This window comes from Brevundimonas diminuta (genome assembly GCF_050310045.1).
Classification (GTDB): Bacteria; Pseudomonadota; Alphaproteobacteria; order Caulobacterales; family Caulobacteraceae; genus Brevundimonas; species Brevundimonas diminuta_F.
On record NZ_CP190005.1, the window covers coordinates 671,581 to 687,500 of the forward strand.

Genomic DNA, 15,920 nt, shown 5'->3' on the forward strand with positions numbered 1-15,920 from the left:
TTAGGCGGCTGCGCGCCGTCTGTCACGCCGTCCCAGCGTGCGATCAATCGCCACGACGATCAGACCCAGCAGCAGGAAGATGCCCAGCAGCCCCGTAAGGTTCGCCGTCACCCGCGCCGCGCCCAGCTGATCCATGTCGACGAACCAATAGGGCCACCAGCCGGTCACCGCCCCGTGCGCCAGCGTCCAGACGCCGTAGAGCAGCGGAAAGATCAGCCATTTGACGGCGTCGATCCAGCGCAGCCGCCCCTTGGCCGTGAACAGCAGCCAGTCGCCGACGAAGGCCAGCGGCATGACGGTGTGCAACAGGATGTCGGCGATCTTCTGCCACCCTTGCGGGTTCCAGCTGCCCGCCAGCAGCAGATGATAAACGACGCCGACCACGACGATGTACATGGCGACGGCGGCGCGCACGCCTTCGCTGCGGCTCCAACGGCCCAGGGCGCTGTCGGGCGCCAGCGCCGGACCCGTCAGGGCCAGCGCCGCCAGCAGGTTGGTCAATATGGTGAAGAAGCTGAAGAAGCGCAGAGTCAGGGCGGCAGGGTCGGCCGTAAAGCCGCCGCTCATCAGCACCGCATACTGCAGGCCCAGCGCGCCCCAGCCGACCACGGCGAACAGCGCGCGATAAGGTCTTGCCGCCATCAATAGGCCGGGGCGTCGGACACCAGCGCCCACACCGGCAGGCGAAGGGCGCGGGTCGCTGCGTCCAACTGTGCGGAATCCAGATGCTCGCGCCCTGCCTCGACCCGACGCAGGGCCTCGGGCGTCAGGTCGATGGCGGCGGCCAGATCATCGAAGGTCACGCCGCGCTGGTCGCGCCAGCGGCGGATGCGGGCGCCGACAACGGCGTCGACGGGATCAACCCCCGGAAATCCAAGAACCGAACCCATGACGTCCTCCTGTGCGCAGGCGCCCGAATGGCTCAGGCATCCTGATCCCATTGGAACGCTTCGTCCAGCCAGTCGCCGATGCGGCCGTCGGGGCGGGACAGGGCGCTGATCCGCGCCATGTCGTCGGCGGAAAGCTCAAAGTCGAACAGGCCGAAATTCTCGGCCGCGCGGCTTTCCTTGGCCGTGCGCGGAATGGCGATGACGCCCTGCTGGATGATCCAGCGCAGGGTGATCTGGCCGTTGGTCTTGCCGTGCGTCTTTGCGATCTCGCCGATCACGGCGTCGTCGGCGATCTTGCCCTGGGCCAGAGGCGACCAGGCGGTGATGGACGAGTCCAGCTCGCGCGCCGTCTCGATCAGCGTCTTCTGCGACAGATAGGGGTGATATTCGATCTGATTGGTGATCAGCGGCGCGGACGACAGGGCGGCGGCCTCTCGGAACAGGGCGGAGGGGAAGTTCGACAGGCCGATGTTCTTGGTGAAGCCGGTCGCCAGCGCCGCGTTCAGGGCGCCGATGGTCTCCGCCAGAGCCGGCGTCGGCTTGGGCCAGTGCAGCAGCAGCAGGTCCGGCGTCAGGCCCAGGTTGATCGCCGATTCCTCGGCCTGACGCAGCAGGGCGTCGTGCGAGAAATGATCGACCCAGATCTTGGTGGTGACGAAGATGTCGTCGCGCGTGACGATCCCTTCGGCCACGGCGTCGGCGATGCCGTCGCCGACCGCCTTCTCGTTCTTGTAGATCCAGGCGGTGTCGATGTGGCGATAGCCGATGCGCAGGGCCTCGCGCACCATGCGGCGGGCGTCGTCGCCCTCCAGCTGCCAGGTGCCGAAGCCGAGCAACGGAATCTCAACGCCCGATGCGGTCACGGTCGGCTGGCCGGAGAAGGATGACGAATAGGGCATGGGGAGTGCTCTGTTAGGGAGGGGGTCTTGGATATAGGCGCCCGCTCAGACCCCGCCATCGTCCAGCCAGTGGAAAATCTGATCCCACAACGGCTCCATCCCCTTGCGGAAGGCGCCTTCGTGGCCGATGCGGCGAGCGCCGAAATCGCCGGGTGCATGGACGTTCATGTCAGACGCGGCGTTGGGGTAGACGCTCAACAGGTCGCGCGCCGTGCTGGGCGTGGCGATGGGGTCGTCGGTGAAGATCCATGACCGGATCGGTGCGGTCACGGCCTCATAATGATGGGGCCGCAGGCTGGTCTCCAGCTCTCTGGAGAAATACTCCTGCTTCATGCACCAGCGCCGCCAGGTGGTGAAGACGCCGCGTGGCAGATCTGTCCCGGCCCACAGCCCGCCGCCCTTGATATAGCCGTGGCGCATCAGGCTGAACGGGCCGAAGCCCAGCCAGAAGAACAGCTCCATCGGATTATAGCTGCGGTGGTGCCCGCCCCACCAACCGGTGCCGACCGAGACAAAGGCGTGCCGCTCGATCCGGTCGTGATTGGGCATGAAGCCGACGAAATGCCCCCCGACGCTGTGGCCGACATGGACAACGCGCAGGCCCGGCTCCGCGTCGATCAGGGCCTCCAGCGCGGCGGGCATGTCCAGCCGCCCCCAGTCGGGATAGTCGATGGTCGAGCCCTTCAGCTCTTCCGGCCGCGACCCGGCGATGCCCCGGAAATCATAGGTCAGCACCGCCGCGCCCCGCGCCGCCAGATAGCGGGCGAACCGCTCGTAAAAGCCCTTGGGAAAGCCCGTGCCGGACGAAACCAGCACGGCGATCCGAGGCTCGGCGGCCGAAACCAGCCGCATCGACAGCGGGTAGCCGTCGGCGGCCGGGGCGGTGAAGTCGCGCGTGACGAGATCGGTCATAGGTCCGTCCTGTTTGGAAACGAACCTTAGCCGGTTGACGCCGCGTTAGGTCAACAGGCCTCCGATCAATAGGCCCCGATCAATAGGCCAGGGCGTTGCCGTCCTTGCGCATTTCAGTGGCTGCGCCGTAGGTCCAGGGGCCCTGTTCGTTGATCTGCTTCATCACGTTCTGATAGCCGCCGAAGCCGCCGTCGGGCGGGCCGAGATCCCAGCCCATGGCGGTCAGCTGCTGCTTGGTGGCTTCGGGCACGCCGGATTCTAGGTGCAGCTTGCCCACGCCCTCGGCCGGTTGGCCGGTCGGTTCGGACGAGCCGTAGTGCTGCCAGCGCGGGCTGTCGCCGGCTTCCTGCGGATCAAGGCCGTAGTCGACCATGTTGATGATGATCTGGGCCTGTCCCTGCGGCTGCATCCCGCCGCCCATCACGCCATAGGCCAGCCACGGCTCGCCATCCTTGCAGGCGAAGCCGGGGATGATGGTGTGGAAGGGGCGCTTGCCCGGCGCATAGACGTTCGGGTGGCCGTCGGTCAGGGCGAACAGTTCGCCGCGGTTCTGGAACATGAAGCCGAGGGTCCCGCCGTCCGGGCCGTCGGCGACCAGACCGCCGCCCATGCCGCGATAGTTGGACTGGATCCAGCTGACCATCATGCCGTCGCTGTCGGCGACGCTGAAATAGGTGGTGTCGCCCTGCGTCGGCGCGTCGCCGGGGAAGACGCGGTCCATGACGCGGTTCGGGTTGATCAGCTTCGCGCGTTCGGCGGCGTAGGCCTTGGAGTTCAGCCAGGCGGTCGGGGCCTTGGCGAAGCGTTCGTCGGCGAAGTAGCGGGCGCGGTCCTCGAAGGCCAGACGCTTGGCCTCGGCCTGGACGTGGATCGAGGCGGCGGACTGGAAGCCCATGGCCTTCAGGTCGAACTGTTCGCAGATGTTCAGGATTTGGTTGGTCGACAGCCCCTGTGTGTTCGGGCCCAGCGAATAGACTTCAACCCCGCGATAGGTGGTCATCAGCGGCTCGACCCATTCGGTGCGGTGGGCGGCCAGATCGGCGCGGGTCATCCAGCCGCCGATGCGCTTGAAATAGCGCTCGATGTGGTCGGCGATCACCCCGTCATAGAAGGCGTCGCGGCCGCCTTCGGCGATCAGGCGATAGGTGCGGCCCAGATCCGGGTTGGCGAAGATCTCGCCCGTCTTGGGCGTGCGGCCGCCGGTCAGCCAGACCTTCCTGCGGTTGTCGTTCTCCTCGATCGTCGCGGCGCTCTTGTCGAAGTTGGCCATGCCGCGTTCCATGTACCAGGCGATGACCTGGGGCACGGGCACGCCCTGTTCGCACAGTTCGGCGACGGGCAGCAGAACGTCCTTCCACGGCAGCTTGCCGTAGCGCTGGTGCGCGCTCCACCAGGCGTCGACCGCGCCGGGGACGTTCACCGTCACTGCGCCGTATCTGGGCAGGTAGCCGTCCGGTCCGGCCTTGGTGCGCGCGGTTTCCAGCGACAGGCCGCGCGGGCTGGGGCCTGAACCGTTGAAGCCTACGACCTTCTTCTGCGTCGGATCCCACATCAGGCAGAAGGCGTCGCCGCCGATGCCGTTGGCGGTCGGCTCAAGAAAGCCGAGGGCGGCGTTGATGGCGATGGCTGCGTCGATGGCCGAGCCGCCGCGACGCAGGGTGTCCAGGCCGATCAGGGTGGCGGCCGGATGGGCCGTGGCGGCGGCGCCGTTCGCGCCCCAGACGGTCGAGCGGCCGACGAATCCCGGCCCGGTGATGCGGTCGCCGATGCCGACGCCCGCGTAAGGGTCGGACGCCGGGGCGGCCGGGGCGGCGGTCGCAGCGGCGACCTTGCCCGTCTGGGCCGTCGCCTGCGCCGCTGCTTGGGCGTTGGCGGCGCCGGCCATCAGGGCTCCGGCGGGCAGGGCGGACAGGAATGTACGGCGACGCATGGTGTTACTCCCCCTCGTTCGAGGCGCGCATTGACCCCGGAACGGGGCGGGGGTGCAAGCGCCGAACTGATCGACGCGCAAAGAAAAAGGGCCGCCCGGAGGCGACCCTTTCAAACCGTCAGGATCATGCGATCCTATTCGATGTCTTCGTTCAGGAGGCCGATCTTGAAGAAGCCGTTTTCCTGAAGCTTGTTCATGACTTCCATGAACTGGTTGTACTTCACTTCCGGCTGGGCGCGGACGAAGACGCGCTCTTCTCGGCAGTCGGTCGTCACGTCCTGAGCGGCGCAGACATCGGCCGTCAGGGTGGCGATGCTGGTCTTCTTTTCGGCCAGGAACAGAGCGCCGTCTTCCTGAATCGTGATGTAGACCGGCTCTTTCGGCTTTTCGTTCGTGTCCTTCGGCGGCGTCGCCGGCGGCAGGTCAAGCTTGATCGACACGGTGGCCATCGGAGCCGCGACCATGAAGATGATCAGCAGCACAAGCATGATGTCCACGAACGGCGTGACGTTGATGTCCGCGTTCTGTTGCGCCAGCTTGCCGCCGCCGCCACCGCTTGAGGAAAGTTTCGCGCCCATTACGCCCTCGTCTCCATCAAGGCCCGCACCCTCCGGCGGACCACACTGAAAGTCTGGCTCGTCTCTTGGCGGTCCGGAGCGGCCTTGTAAAGCCATCGAAGGCGAGGAAATGACGTCACAGGGGAATAAGATTGCGAATTCGGTCGAGGCCGGACCTGAGCGTGATCAATTCAGCCCCCGTTGAAGCCCCTTCGCCGGTCGCCCGGCGCCCCGTGGAGGGGCTTCGGGTCAGCCGCGGGCGAGTTTGAGGAATCGCTCGGCCAGGGCCGGGTCGCTCTTGAAGGCGCCGGTGAAGCGGGTGGTGATGGTGGTGACGTGGCGGTGATGCACGCCGCGCGTCGTCATGCACTGGTGCGCCGCATCGACCAGCACGGCCACGCCCCTGGGCTGCAGGTGCGATTCGATGGCGTCGATGATGTCGTTGGTCAGGGTCTCCTGATTCTGGAGACGGCGGGCGAAGATCTCGACCACGCGGGCCAGCTTGGAGATGCCGACCACCTTCTCGCCCGGCAGATAGGCGACGTAGGCCTTGCCCAGGAAGGGGGCCAGGTGGTGCTCGCAGTGGCTCTCAACCTCGATGTCGCGCAGGATGACCATGTCGTCATAGCCGGTCACGTCCTCGAAGGTGCGGCTCAGCTCCTTGCCCGCGTCGGCCTCATAGCCATCGAACCATTCGCCATAGGCGTCGACCACGCGCTTGGGCGTGTCCAGCAGGCCGGGGCGCTGGGGATCGTCGCCGGCCCAGGCGATCAGGGTGCGCACGGCTTCCAGAGCCTGCTCGCGGGTCGGGCGCTGGCGCGCTTCAGCGGCGACGAGGACGGGCTTGGCGGGAGTGCTGCTCATGAAACGATCCGGCGGCGGCGAGAGCGCCTGTTCAGAATACTAATTATATGGACTTGGGCGCGCGGCCCTGACTGTCTATCAGGCCGCTATATGGGACACCTCGTCCGTCCCGCAAGAAAACTCGCAAAAGACCTGACCCATGGCCCTGCACATCCACGACACCCTGCGCCGTGAAAAGCGCCTGTTCGCGCCGCGTGATCCGAACAGGGTGAGCCTCTATGTCTGCGGCCCGACGGTCTATGACTACGCCCATATCGGCAACGCCCGCCCGCCGGTCGTGTTCGACGTGCTGGTGCGTCTGCTGCGCCGCACCTATGGCGCCGACAAGGTGGTCTACGCCCGCAACGTCACCGACGTGGACGACAAGATCAACGCCAAGGCCGCCCGTGAAGGCGTCGCCATCGGCGAGATCACCGCCCGCTATGAGGCCGCCTATCTGGCCGACATGGGCCTGCTGAACGTCTCGCCGCCCGACATCGCCCCGCACGTCACCGATTACATCGAGGCGATCACCAAACAGATTCAGGCCATCATCGATTCCGGCTGCGCCTATGCCGCCGAGGGCCATGTGCTGTTCGACGTGTCCTCCTATCCGTCCTACGGCGCGCTGTCGGGGCGCAATCTGGACGACATGATCGCGGGCGCCCGCGTAGAGGTGGCCCCCTATAAGAAGAACCCGCACGACTTCGTGCTGTGGAAGCCGTCCAAGGCGGACGAGCCGTCATGGCCGTCGCCGTGGGGCGAGGGGCGTCCCGGCTGGCACATCGAATGCTCGGCCATGATCGAGGAGACGCTGGGCCTGCCCATCGACATCCACGGCGGCGGCATCGACCTGGTCTTCCCGCACCATGAGAATGAGATCGCGCAAGGGGTCTGCGCCCACGGTCACGCCCACGGCGACGAGGCGCACGACGAATACGCCCGCTACTGGATGCACAACGGCTTCCTGACCGTGGACGCCGAGAAGATGTCCAAGTCGATCGGCAACGTCCTGCTGCTGCACGATCTGGTGCAGGCCATGCCGGGCGAGGTGGTGCGCTGGGCCCTGCTGAGCGCCCACTATCGTCAGCCGCTGGACTGGAACCAGACCCTGCTGGAGCAGAGCCGCAAGAACCTGGACCGCCTCTACGGCGCCCTGCACCGCGCGGCCGGGGTCGAGGCGGCGGACGTGGAGCCGCCGGTCGAGTTCATGAAGTCCATCGAGGACGACCTGAACACGCCGGGCGCCATGGCGGCCCTGTTCGCCCTGTCCAGCGACATCGAGCGCGGCATGACGGCGGGCGATGAGGCGGCGGTGGCCATGGCCAAGGGCCAGTTGATCGCGGCGGCTTCTATTCTGGGCGTGCTTCAGGCTGATCCAGCCGAGTGGTTCTCGGGCGTCGATGAAGGGCTGAAGGTCGAGGTCGAGGGCCTGTTGGAACAACGCGGCGCCGCCCGCGCGGCCAAAAACTGGGCCGAGGCGGACCGTATCCGCGACCGTCTGAACGAACTGAACGTCGTCGTTATGGACGGCCCTCAGGGCGCGACCTGGCGGATGAAGGGGTAGGCGGAATTTTCCCCGTCCGCTGTTCGGCGATCGGCAATATATTCTGGGCGGTTTGAGGAGGCGATGCTGTCGCCTCCTCATTTGTTTACGCCGTACGCCTGTTCACAGCACCCCGATCATACTGGCCACCAGCGGGTGACGCACGATGTCGCGCTCGGCCAGTCGGACGACGGCGATTTCAGGCACGGCTTCAAGTCTGTCGGCGATGTCGGACAGGCCCGACACGCCGGGCAGCAGGTCCGACTGATGCGGGTCGCCCGTCACGACCATGGTCGAGTGCCAGCCCAGACGGGTCAGCAGCATCTTCAGTTGGACGTAGGTGCAGTTCTGCGCCTCATCCACGACGATGAAGGCGTTGTTCAGCGTGCGGCCGCGCATATAGCCGATGGGGGCGATCTCGATCAGGCCCTCGGCCATCAGGGCCTTGACCCGCTTCATGCTGAGACGGTCCGACAGGGCGTCGTAGAGCGGCCGCAGATAGGGGGCCAGCTTGTCCTCCATGTCGCCGGGCAGGAAGCCGATCGATTCCCCGGCCTCGACCGCCGGGCGGCTCAGGACGATGCGGCCGACCTTGCCCGCCTCCAGCGCCTCGACCGCCTTGGCGACGGCCAGATAGGTCTTGCCCGTGCCCGCCGGACCCAGCGCCAGCACCAGATTGGCGTGGTCGACCGCCTCCATCAGCTCGGCCTGACCGTCGGACTTGGGCTTCAGCGTCTTCATATAGGCCTGGTCCCGCTCGTCGTTCGAGGGCAGGGGCGACCAGCCGCCGACGCGGGCGGGCAATCGCCGCACCTTGGCGTCCTGAATGAATTCGGGCGAATCCAGCACGCCTTCGCGCAGCTGACGCTTGATGGCCGATCGTTTGCTCATGGACGCCTCCAGGGCATGAAAAAAGGCGAGCCCGGCAGGGTCTCGCCTTGGTCGTCGGTGGGGGAGGTGGGGGCCGAAGTCGCACAGCCGTCCCGAACGGTCGCAGGGTCTTCGCCGCAGCAGGTGCGGCGCCGTCCCCGAACGGGTCGTGAACACGCCAAGCGTATTCTCCAGCGTCTGACCGGACCGGGCTTGATCCGGCTTCGGATCCGGGGGCGAATGGGGCCGTCCGAATCGCATCAACAGATTGATGCTAACGTGGTTTCTGAAGGGTTAAAGCCTTCATTTTAAGAAGAATAGGCGGTGTGCGGATGAGTGTTTACAGTCTGGGCGACAGCAAGCCTCAGCTTCCGCCGGAGGGCGAATACTGGATCGCGCCGAATGCAACTGTTCTAGGGAACGTGATTCTGCATCCGGGCGCCAGCATCTGGTTCAATGCGGTGCTGCGCGGCGATAATGATCCGATCACTATCGGGGCGGACACCAATATTCAGGACGGCAGCATCCTGCACACCGATGCCGGGTCGCCCCTGACCATCGGCGCAGGCGTGACGGTGGGCCACAAGGTGATGCTGCACGGGTGCGAGATCGGCGACAACAGCCTGATCGGCATCGGCGCCGTCATCCTGAACGGGGCGCGCATCGGCAGGAATTGCCTGATCGGCGCCAACGCCCTGATAACCGAGGGCAAGGTCATTCCCGACAACAGTCTGGTGATGGGCCAGCCCGGCAAGGTGGTGCGGGAATTGGATGAGGGGCAGATCGAGGCGCTGCGCCTCTCGGCCCGGCACTATGTGCAGAACTGGCGCCGCTATGTGACGGGCCTGAAGCCGGTCGGTTGAGGCTTCGCCCCACAATGGCACGGTTCACAATGAGACAGAGGCGGCCAAACCGGGTGAAAGCGGGCGGAAAGGCTTTGAATCCGCCCAATGTCGGACGATGCAAACGGCCCGGCGCTTGCATCGGTCCTGCCGACGATCAATGCAGGAGTCCGATCCCATGCGGATAGGGATTACGAAAATGCTGGCGGGCGCAGCGGCCTTTGTGGGGCTGATGGCGGTTGCCGATGCCGCGGCCGCAGGTTGCGCGCCCAGCGGCTGCTTGCCGCCTCCGGCGCCGAATCCGCCGATCTTGCCGCCGCCGACGCCGATCACGCCGCCGGTGACGCCTCCGGGCGGCGGGGGATGCGGTCCCAGCGGCTGCCTGCCGCCGCGCCCGCCTGTGACGCCGCCTTGCGGAGGCGGCGGTTGCCTGCCGCCCCCTCCGCCTGTCTGCTGTGGCGGTGGCGGCAATGTGAACGTCAATGTGAACGTGAACGCCAATGCGAGCGCCAACGCCAACGCCAACGCCACGGCGCGCGCCTGGGCCGGATCGCGCGCCAACTCGACCATCATCTACAGCGGCGGCGGCGCCTATTTTAACGTCGATCAGCCCTATCCGACGACGATTCAGGGGCTGAACGTCCAGGGCGGGATGCAGTCGGTGCGCGTGCCCTTCACCGCCACGCGCCGCATCGAAAAGCAGGTCGTGCTGCAGGCCGTCTGCATCGACGACCGTAATGTGCCGCACCCTGCGTCGCAGGTGACGCCGGGCCGCGACGTGGCCAACAGCTATGACGGCGAACTGTTCCGCTGTCTGGCGGGCACCAAGCTGCAGTGGACCATCAGTGACGCCGAAGGCGCGCCGGGCGAAACCACGGCCTGTAACAAGGGCGACGCCCTGTGGCACGGCGCGGGCGGCCGTCTGGAATGCCGTCCTGAAAAGGAAGCGCGTCAGTGCAACGAGCGTTCGCTGCTGCGCCGCTATGGCGCGGGCGTGAAGGTGCTGACCATGGTCCGCGAGGAAAGCTACACCGAGTATCGTGAGGAAATGGTCGAGGGCGCTGCGTCCACCGGCATGATCATGATGGACGGCGGGGTCGGCGGCCGGGTGTTCTGATCCGGCAGTAAAGCCTGAAACAAGAAGGGCCCCGTTCCGGTCGGAACGGGGCCCTTTGTCTGTCCGGCCTGCGCCTTATTGCGGGGCGGCCAGCGGTGCGACTTCAGCCTTCCACGCCGTGTCCGGCTTCAGATAGCGGCGGGCCGCTTCCTGAATGTCGGCGGCGGTGAAGGATTCCAGCACGCTGATCTGGTTGACGATCTGGTCGACCACGGCGGGCTTGGCGGCCAGGTCTTCCAACTGGCCCAGCCAGTACTCATTCCCGGCCTGGCTGCGGCGCAGGCTTTCGATCAGCGGCAGGCGGGCGCGGGTCAGTTCATCCTCGCTGATCGGCTTGTCGCGCAGATCGGCGATGATGGCGTCGACGGCGGTGAAGAAGGCGTCGAACTTGTCAGGCGCCGTGTCGGCCGTGATCGAGATGGAGCCGAAGTCCCTGAACACGTCAGAAGAAGACGCGCGCACGCCGGGCGAATAGGCCAGGGCCTGCTTCTCGCGGATTTCCTCCATGACGCGCAGTTCCAGCACCTTGGACAGGACCGCGACCTTGCGCGATTCGGTACGGTCATCGACGGCGTCGACCGTGGGCCAGGCGACATAGGCCAGACCCTGATCGGCCGGACCGGCGTGGTTCAGACGCACGGGCTCAGGCGTCGGGGTCGGAAAGCGGCGGTGATCCGAACCGGGCAGGGGACTGGCCGCCGGGGCGCGGACGGGCAGGGCGGCGAAGGTTGAGGCGACCGAGGCGACCGCGTCCTCGACCTTGACATCGCCGACCATGACGATGTCGATCGGGCCGGTCGAAAGGCCCTCGACCACGCCCTGTTTCAGCTCGTCCAGGGTGAAGGCGGCGATCTCGGCAGGCGAGGGCATGGATTCGCGCTTGTCGCCGCTGGCCAGCAGACCGCTGGCCTGAAGGCCGAAGGCGCCGCCGGGCGTGGCCATCTGCTGGGCCATGAACTGGGGCAGGACGGCCTTGATCTGCTCGAAAGGCGCCGCGCGCAGGCCCGGATCGGTCAGATAGGCGGCCAGCACCTGCATCTGCAGCTGCAGATCGGCCGGGCGGGTGGCGCCCGACAGTTGATAGGCGTCGCCGTCGATGGCGAAGCCGGCGCCGTAGATCTTGCCGGTCAGTACGCGGTTCATCTCATCGGCGGTCAGCTTGCCCAGACCGCCCGCGGTAAAGACCATCGGCGCCAGCGACTGGGCCGTGAAGCGGTCGGTGGGCAGGCCTTTTTCGCCGATGCCGGTGCGGACGGTGATCAGGATCTGCTGATCCTTGAAGGTCGTCGGCTTGACGGTCAGGCGCACGCCGTTGGCGAAGGTGACGACCGTGGCGCCGACGGCGGCGACCTCGGTGGTCGAGGCGGGCGTGGCGACGGCGCCGAAGTCGGCATAGGGCCATTCCAGCTGCGCCTGTTCGGCGGGCGGCGTGACGGGGGTGGCGCGGCTGGCTTCCAGCAGGGCGGTGACGCCCGCTTCGCCGCCCTCGATCGGTTCGGGCGTGATGACCAGGGCCAGCGGGCCCTGTCCTTCAAAGGCGCGCTTGACCTCGGCGCTGACCTGTTCGGCCTTCAGGTCTTTCACCGTCGCCTCGAACAGGGCCAGGTCGGTGGCGGGCGAAGAGAAGACCTTGTCGTCGTTGGCGGCGTTCAGCAGGGCGTTGGCCAGACCCGGCGTGCTGCGCGTGGCGGCGGCCTGAACGGCGTTTTCCAGACCCGTGCGGCTGTTGGCGATCTCGCGATCCAGCTCGATCTGGGACACGCCGAACTGCACCAGACGGCGTTGTTCCTGCTCGATGGTCTCCAGCGCGCGCTGGATGCCGCCGGGGTTGAAGGCGGCCGAGACGCTGCCGAGGTCCAGCGTCTTGAACAGCGTCCCCTGACCGCCGCCTGCGCCGATGAAGGGCGGATTGTCGGCGCGGGCCAGCTCGCCCAGACGGCGGTTCAGCACGGCCATGCCCAGATTCTGCAGCAGGGCGTCGCGGCGTTTCGACGCCGTGTCGGGATCAAGGTCGGGGTTGCGGATCCAGTTCAGCTGAACCGACGACTGGACGCCCGGCTCGACCAGGATGCGGGTCTCGGGCTGGCGCGGGGCGACCTGTCCCAGATCGGGCTCGGGACCGTCCGCGGCCTTGGGCGTCCAGTCCGAGAAGGTCGCCTTGATCTTGGCTTCCATCTGGTCGACGTCGAAGTCGCCGACGGCGATCATGGTGGCGCGCGTGGGGCGGTAATAGGCTTCGTAGAACTCGACGAAGCGTTCTCGCGGGGCGGTGCGGATGATGCTGAGATCGCCGATCGGCAGGCGGTTAGACAGGCGTTGACCCGGCGCCAGCAGGGCGATCTGCGCCTTCAGCGAGCGCAGGGCCGGAGTGTTGCGCAGCCGCTCTTCGCCCTCGATCACGCCGCGCTCGGCGTCGATGTCCTCGGCCTTCATCAGGGCTTCGGAGACCTGTTCGCGCATGATCCGCAGCGAAGTGTCGACGGTCTCGTCGTTGGTGCGTGGCAGCTCCAGCGTATAGGCGGTCTGGTCGAAGCTGGTGAAGGCGTTGGTGTCGGCGCCGAAGGCCAGACCCAGACGCTCCAGAATCCGCAGCAGCTCGTTCTCGGGCACGTTTGTCGTGCCGTTGAAGGCCATATGCTCCATAAAGTGCGCCAGACCCAGCTGGTCCTCGTTCTCCATCAGGGAACCGGCCGCGATCCGCAGGCGCAGCGACGCCTGGCCCGGCGGCGTGGCGTTCTTCATGATGGCGTAGCGCATGCCGTTGGGCAGGACGCCGAAGCGCACGGCCGGGTCGGCCGGGATATCGCTGGCCGCCTGGGCCCAGGGACTGGAAGGGGGCGTGTTCTGCGCCGCGGCGGCCGCTGGCGGCGTCATCGCCAGGGCGGGAACAGCCGCGCCGCCCGTCAGGGCGAGGCTGGAGGCGGCGAGCAGTAACAGGCGACGGGGGGATCGCATTCAGAAGTGTCTCCGCAGCGTGCGAGCCGACGGCTTCCGGGACTGAAAGCCGCCCTGCACAAGCATGACAGGCGTCAGGGTGATGAACCCTGACGCCTGTTGACGGTGACAAAGGAACTTGACTATCTCAAGTTACCAAAAGTTAATGAAGGCGGTCTGCTTACGGGCGTGTGACGTAGAAGGTCGCTGTGTTTCCGACCGCATTCGACCCGGCCACGACATTGCGGCCCCAGCCGTTGATGGTCGTCGTGGCGGTCGCCCGCACGTCGCCCATGTTGGTCTGGTTGTTGCGCACGTTCAGGTCGCCGCCGCAGGTGGAGCAGGCGAAGCCGGTGACGGCGTTGCCCGCTGCGTTGGCTCCGACATAGGCGTCATAACCGTTCTGACCTGTGAACCCGGCGCTGGCGGTGACGCCGCCGGTGTTCATCTGGGTGTTGTCGATGCTGACATAGATGTCGTTGTTGCCCGCATGGACCTCGTTGCCCACGGCCTCGGCGGTCGAATAGGCGGCGCCGAAGTCATAGGAACTGAGTTCGGAGCGTGACAACACATTGGCGCTGTTCTGTTGGTCCACATCCACGACCAGAGAACCGCCCTGATTATAGAAGGCGGCCTGGTTCGAGGCGGCGCGGCTGCGCGCGGCGATGTCCCAGGCGTTGCCCGCCCATACGCCGGTCCAGGCGGTGACGCCTGCGCCCGAGGCGTTCTGGCTGACGGACAGATTCTGGTGCGCGTTTGGGGCCGAAGTCGCCTGAACCGCATTGGCCGAAGCCTGGCTGGAGAAGACGGCGGGCGCCGGGGCGTAGGTGAAGCGGGCCTCGTTCTCGGCATAGATGGCGCCGGTCGAATTCTGGTCCGTGCGGCCCGTGACGGCGCCGCGCTGATCGCCCGTGCCGCCGGCGCCGAGGGCGACGGTGTTGCCGATGGCGTCGGCCGAGACGTGGGCGCCGTAGATCAGGCGGGCGCCGGTCTCTTCGATCCGGGTGCGCGCCGTGACGTCGCCGTCAACGTTCTGCCGCGCGTCGACATCGATGCCGGTGTTGACCGCGGTTCCGGCCAGATAGTTGCCGCGCGCCTGGGTGGCGCTGTTCACGTAGCCGGTCTCGCCGCGCAGGGTCAGGGAGGTGTCCGCCACAGCGGCTCCCTGCATGTCCTGGGTCGAACGGACGTCGGCGGCGCGACCTTCGGCGCCGCCGGCCAGGGCGTTGCCCATGGCGGCGTTCGTCACGGCGACGTTGTCGCTGACGTTGACGACGTTCAGGCGTTGACCGCTGATGACGTCGCCCAGGTTAAGCTGTTCGTTCAGGACCAGACCGCGATCCTGAGCGTGGGAAACCTCAGCGGTTGCCGCTACGCACAGCGCTGTCACGGCGATCGTGCCAGCGAGACGGGTCAGCGCGGGTTTGGCCATTGTTCGTGTCCGTATTAGCGTAAGCAGGGTAGTAGCCGCCGGTGGGGCCGACCGGGCTGTCGCCCAGCGGGTCATTGGCGGGGTTGAGGCAGATTTCCGGGCCGGGGGCGCCGTACAGGTTGGCCATGAACTCGACCGTGGCGCGTTCGACCAGGGCGCGGACCGCCAACTGAACGGGCTCCAGACCGCTGGTGCCGGCCGAGATGTCGAAGACGTTGCCGTTCAGGAAGTCGAACACGCCCGCCGACACTTCACGGCCGACGATCTGCTTCTGGTAGGAGACGACGTCCACGACCTCGAGGGTGGTGGTCTGCACCAGCCGCAGGTCGATGGCGACGTTCATCACGAAGACCTTGCCCGTGAAGAGGCCCGAACCGCCGTTCTGCTTGACCTCGCCGCCGGCGATGTCGAAACCGCCCGAGCGGATGTTGTAGTTCACTTCGGTGATGCCGCCGACCACATAGAAGTCCGAACCCGGCACCTGACCGGCCAGGATGCGGCGGAAGGCGGCGTCCTGGGCGGCGCCGTTCGGCACGTCGTCGCCGATCAGCTTGTTGTTGGCGTAGCGCAGCTCAAGCTCCGACACGGAGGTGTCGTAACGCTCGACGATGCGGGCGCCGGCCTTGGCCAGGGCGGTGTTCGCCATCAGGGACGCGCCCTGAGTGATCTGGCGCCCGCCGTCCGAAGATATGGAGCCGGTGTAGTCGCTGATCCGCCCCACAGCCATGCGCGGCGAGGGCAGGTTATAGCGGCGCGCATAGTCGGCCAGGCAGTACAGGGCGGTCGAATAGGGCGTCGGGTTCGACGTGACCGGCGCATTGCCGATCGGCTTGGCGTACTGGCCCGACGGACCGGCCGAGGTGGCGCAGCCGCTCAACAGGGCGGCGGCGGCGGCGACGCAGCCGATGGCGCGCACGGGCGAGCGGCGAATGGCGGATATCTTCATGGACGGGGCCCGTTCAGGGTGGTGCCGGCGTGGATGTCGCCGTTGTTGGTCTGGTTGGAGTTGACGACGACCGTGTTGCGGTTGCCCTGGACCACCACATTCAGGTTGTTGCCGATGGCGGTCGAGCCGCCGATGCTGGTCCCGGCGCCCGAGCCGACGCCGCCGTTGAAATGGCTGGAAGAACTGCTGCTGTCGCTGCGCG

General features: G+C 66.8%; 15 protein-coding genes (1 of these 15 running past the window's edge). 3 read left to right on the plus strand and 12 right to left on the minus strand.

Annotated elements, in window-relative coordinates:
• The 7 genes from ACORJG_RS03220 to folE form a co-directional block, all read right to left on the minus strand.
• Positions 1-642, minus strand: coding sequence for a Pr6Pr family membrane protein (locus ACORJG_RS03220; protein WP_427791573.1), 642 nt, complete (start codon positions 640-642; stop codon positions 1-3).
• On the minus strand, positions 642-890 hold the full coding sequence (locus ACORJG_RS03225; RefSeq protein ID WP_427791574.1) for a helix-turn-helix domain-containing protein: 249 nt from the start codon (positions 888-890) through the stop codon (positions 642-644). Before ACORJG_RS03225 ends, ACORJG_RS03220 begins: the two co-directional genes overlap by 1 nt.
• Before the next feature lie 32 nt (positions 891-922).
• A complete protein-coding gene (locus ACORJG_RS03230) occupies positions 923-1,789 on the minus strand; it encodes an aldo/keto reductase (RefSeq protein WP_427791575.1) in 867 nt (288 codons plus the stop codon).
• Between the two features lie 45 nt (positions 1,790-1,834).
• Positions 1,835-2,701: an alpha/beta hydrolase family protein gene (locus tag ACORJG_RS03235; protein WP_427791576.1), complete on the minus strand. Its 867-nt coding sequence runs from the start codon at positions 2,699-2,701 to the stop codon at positions 1,835-1,837.
• Positions 2,702-2,780: 79 nt separating this feature from the next.
• Complete coding sequence (locus ACORJG_RS03240; RefSeq protein ID WP_427791577.1) at positions 2,781-4,631, minus strand: gamma-glutamyltransferase family protein; 1,851 nt, start codon at positions 4,629-4,631, stop codon at positions 2,781-2,783.
• Between the two features lie 134 nt (positions 4,632-4,765).
• The gene (locus ACORJG_RS03245; protein ID WP_427791578.1) at positions 4,766-5,209 is read right to left on the minus strand and encodes a biopolymer transporter ExbD; all 444 of its coding nucleotides are present in this window, start codon (positions 5,207-5,209) and stop codon (positions 4,766-4,768) included.
• Between the two features lie 228 nt (positions 5,210-5,437).
• A complete protein-coding gene (gene folE, locus ACORJG_RS03250; RefSeq protein ID WP_427791579.1) occupies positions 5,438-6,052 on the minus strand; it encodes a GTP cyclohydrolase I FolE in 615 nt (204 codons plus the stop codon).
• A 139-nt stretch (positions 6,053-6,191) separates the two neighbouring features.
• On the opposite strand from folE, the gene cysS reads away from it, so the two are divergent.
• Positions 6,192-7,598: a cysteine--tRNA ligase gene (gene cysS / locus ACORJG_RS03255; RefSeq protein ID WP_427791580.1), complete on the plus strand. Its 1,407-nt coding sequence runs from the start codon at positions 6,192-6,194 to the stop codon at positions 7,596-7,598.
• A gap of 102 nt (positions 7,599-7,700) precedes the next feature.
• On the opposite strand, the gene ACORJG_RS03260 is transcribed toward cysS, so the two are convergent.
• Positions 7,701-8,480: a PhoH family protein gene (locus tag ACORJG_RS03260; RefSeq protein ID WP_427792951.1), complete on the minus strand. Its 780-nt coding sequence runs from the start codon at positions 8,478-8,480 to the stop codon at positions 7,701-7,703.
• A gap of 299 nt (positions 8,481-8,779) precedes the next feature.
• On the opposite strand from ACORJG_RS03260, the gene ACORJG_RS03265 reads away from it, so the two are divergent.
• Entirely contained in the window at positions 8,780-9,310 is a 531-nt protein-coding gene (locus tag ACORJG_RS03265) for a gamma carbonic anhydrase family protein (RefSeq protein WP_427791582.1), read from the plus strand.
• A gap of 451 nt (positions 9,311-9,761) precedes the next feature.
• On the plus strand, positions 9,762-10,406 hold the full coding sequence (locus ACORJG_RS03270; RefSeq protein WP_427791584.1) for a hypothetical protein: 645 nt from the start codon (positions 9,762-9,764) through the stop codon (positions 10,404-10,406).
• A 75-nt stretch (positions 10,407-10,481) separates the two neighbouring features.
• On the opposite strand, the gene ACORJG_RS03275 is transcribed toward ACORJG_RS03270, so the two are convergent.
• The 4 genes from ACORJG_RS03275 to hfaA form a co-directional block, all read right to left on the minus strand.
• Positions 10,482-13,361, minus strand: a complete 2,880-nt coding sequence (locus ACORJG_RS03275) for a M16 family metallopeptidase (protein WP_427791586.1) — start codon at positions 13,359-13,361, stop codon at positions 10,482-10,484.
• Between the two features lie 160 nt (positions 13,362-13,521).
• On the minus strand, positions 13,522-14,772 hold the full coding sequence (hfaD, locus tag ACORJG_RS03280; RefSeq protein ID WP_427791588.1) for a holdfast anchor protein HfaD: 1,251 nt from the start codon (positions 14,770-14,772) through the stop codon (positions 13,522-13,524).
• Positions 14,699-15,718: a holdfast anchoring protein HfaB gene (hfaB, locus tag ACORJG_RS03285; protein WP_427791589.1), complete on the minus strand. Its 1,020-nt coding sequence runs from the start codon at positions 15,716-15,718 to the stop codon at positions 14,699-14,701. Before hfaB ends, hfaD begins: the two co-directional genes overlap by 74 nt.
• Positions 15,715-15,920, minus strand: the final stretch of a protein-coding gene (hfaA, locus tag ACORJG_RS03290) for a holdfast anchoring protein HfaA (protein ID WP_427791591.1). It continues 238 nt past the right edge of the window; the window shows 206 of its 444 coding nt (coding positions 239-444); its start codon lies off the right edge, out of view; its stop codon occupies positions 15,715-15,717. Before hfaA ends, hfaB begins: the two co-directional genes overlap by 4 nt.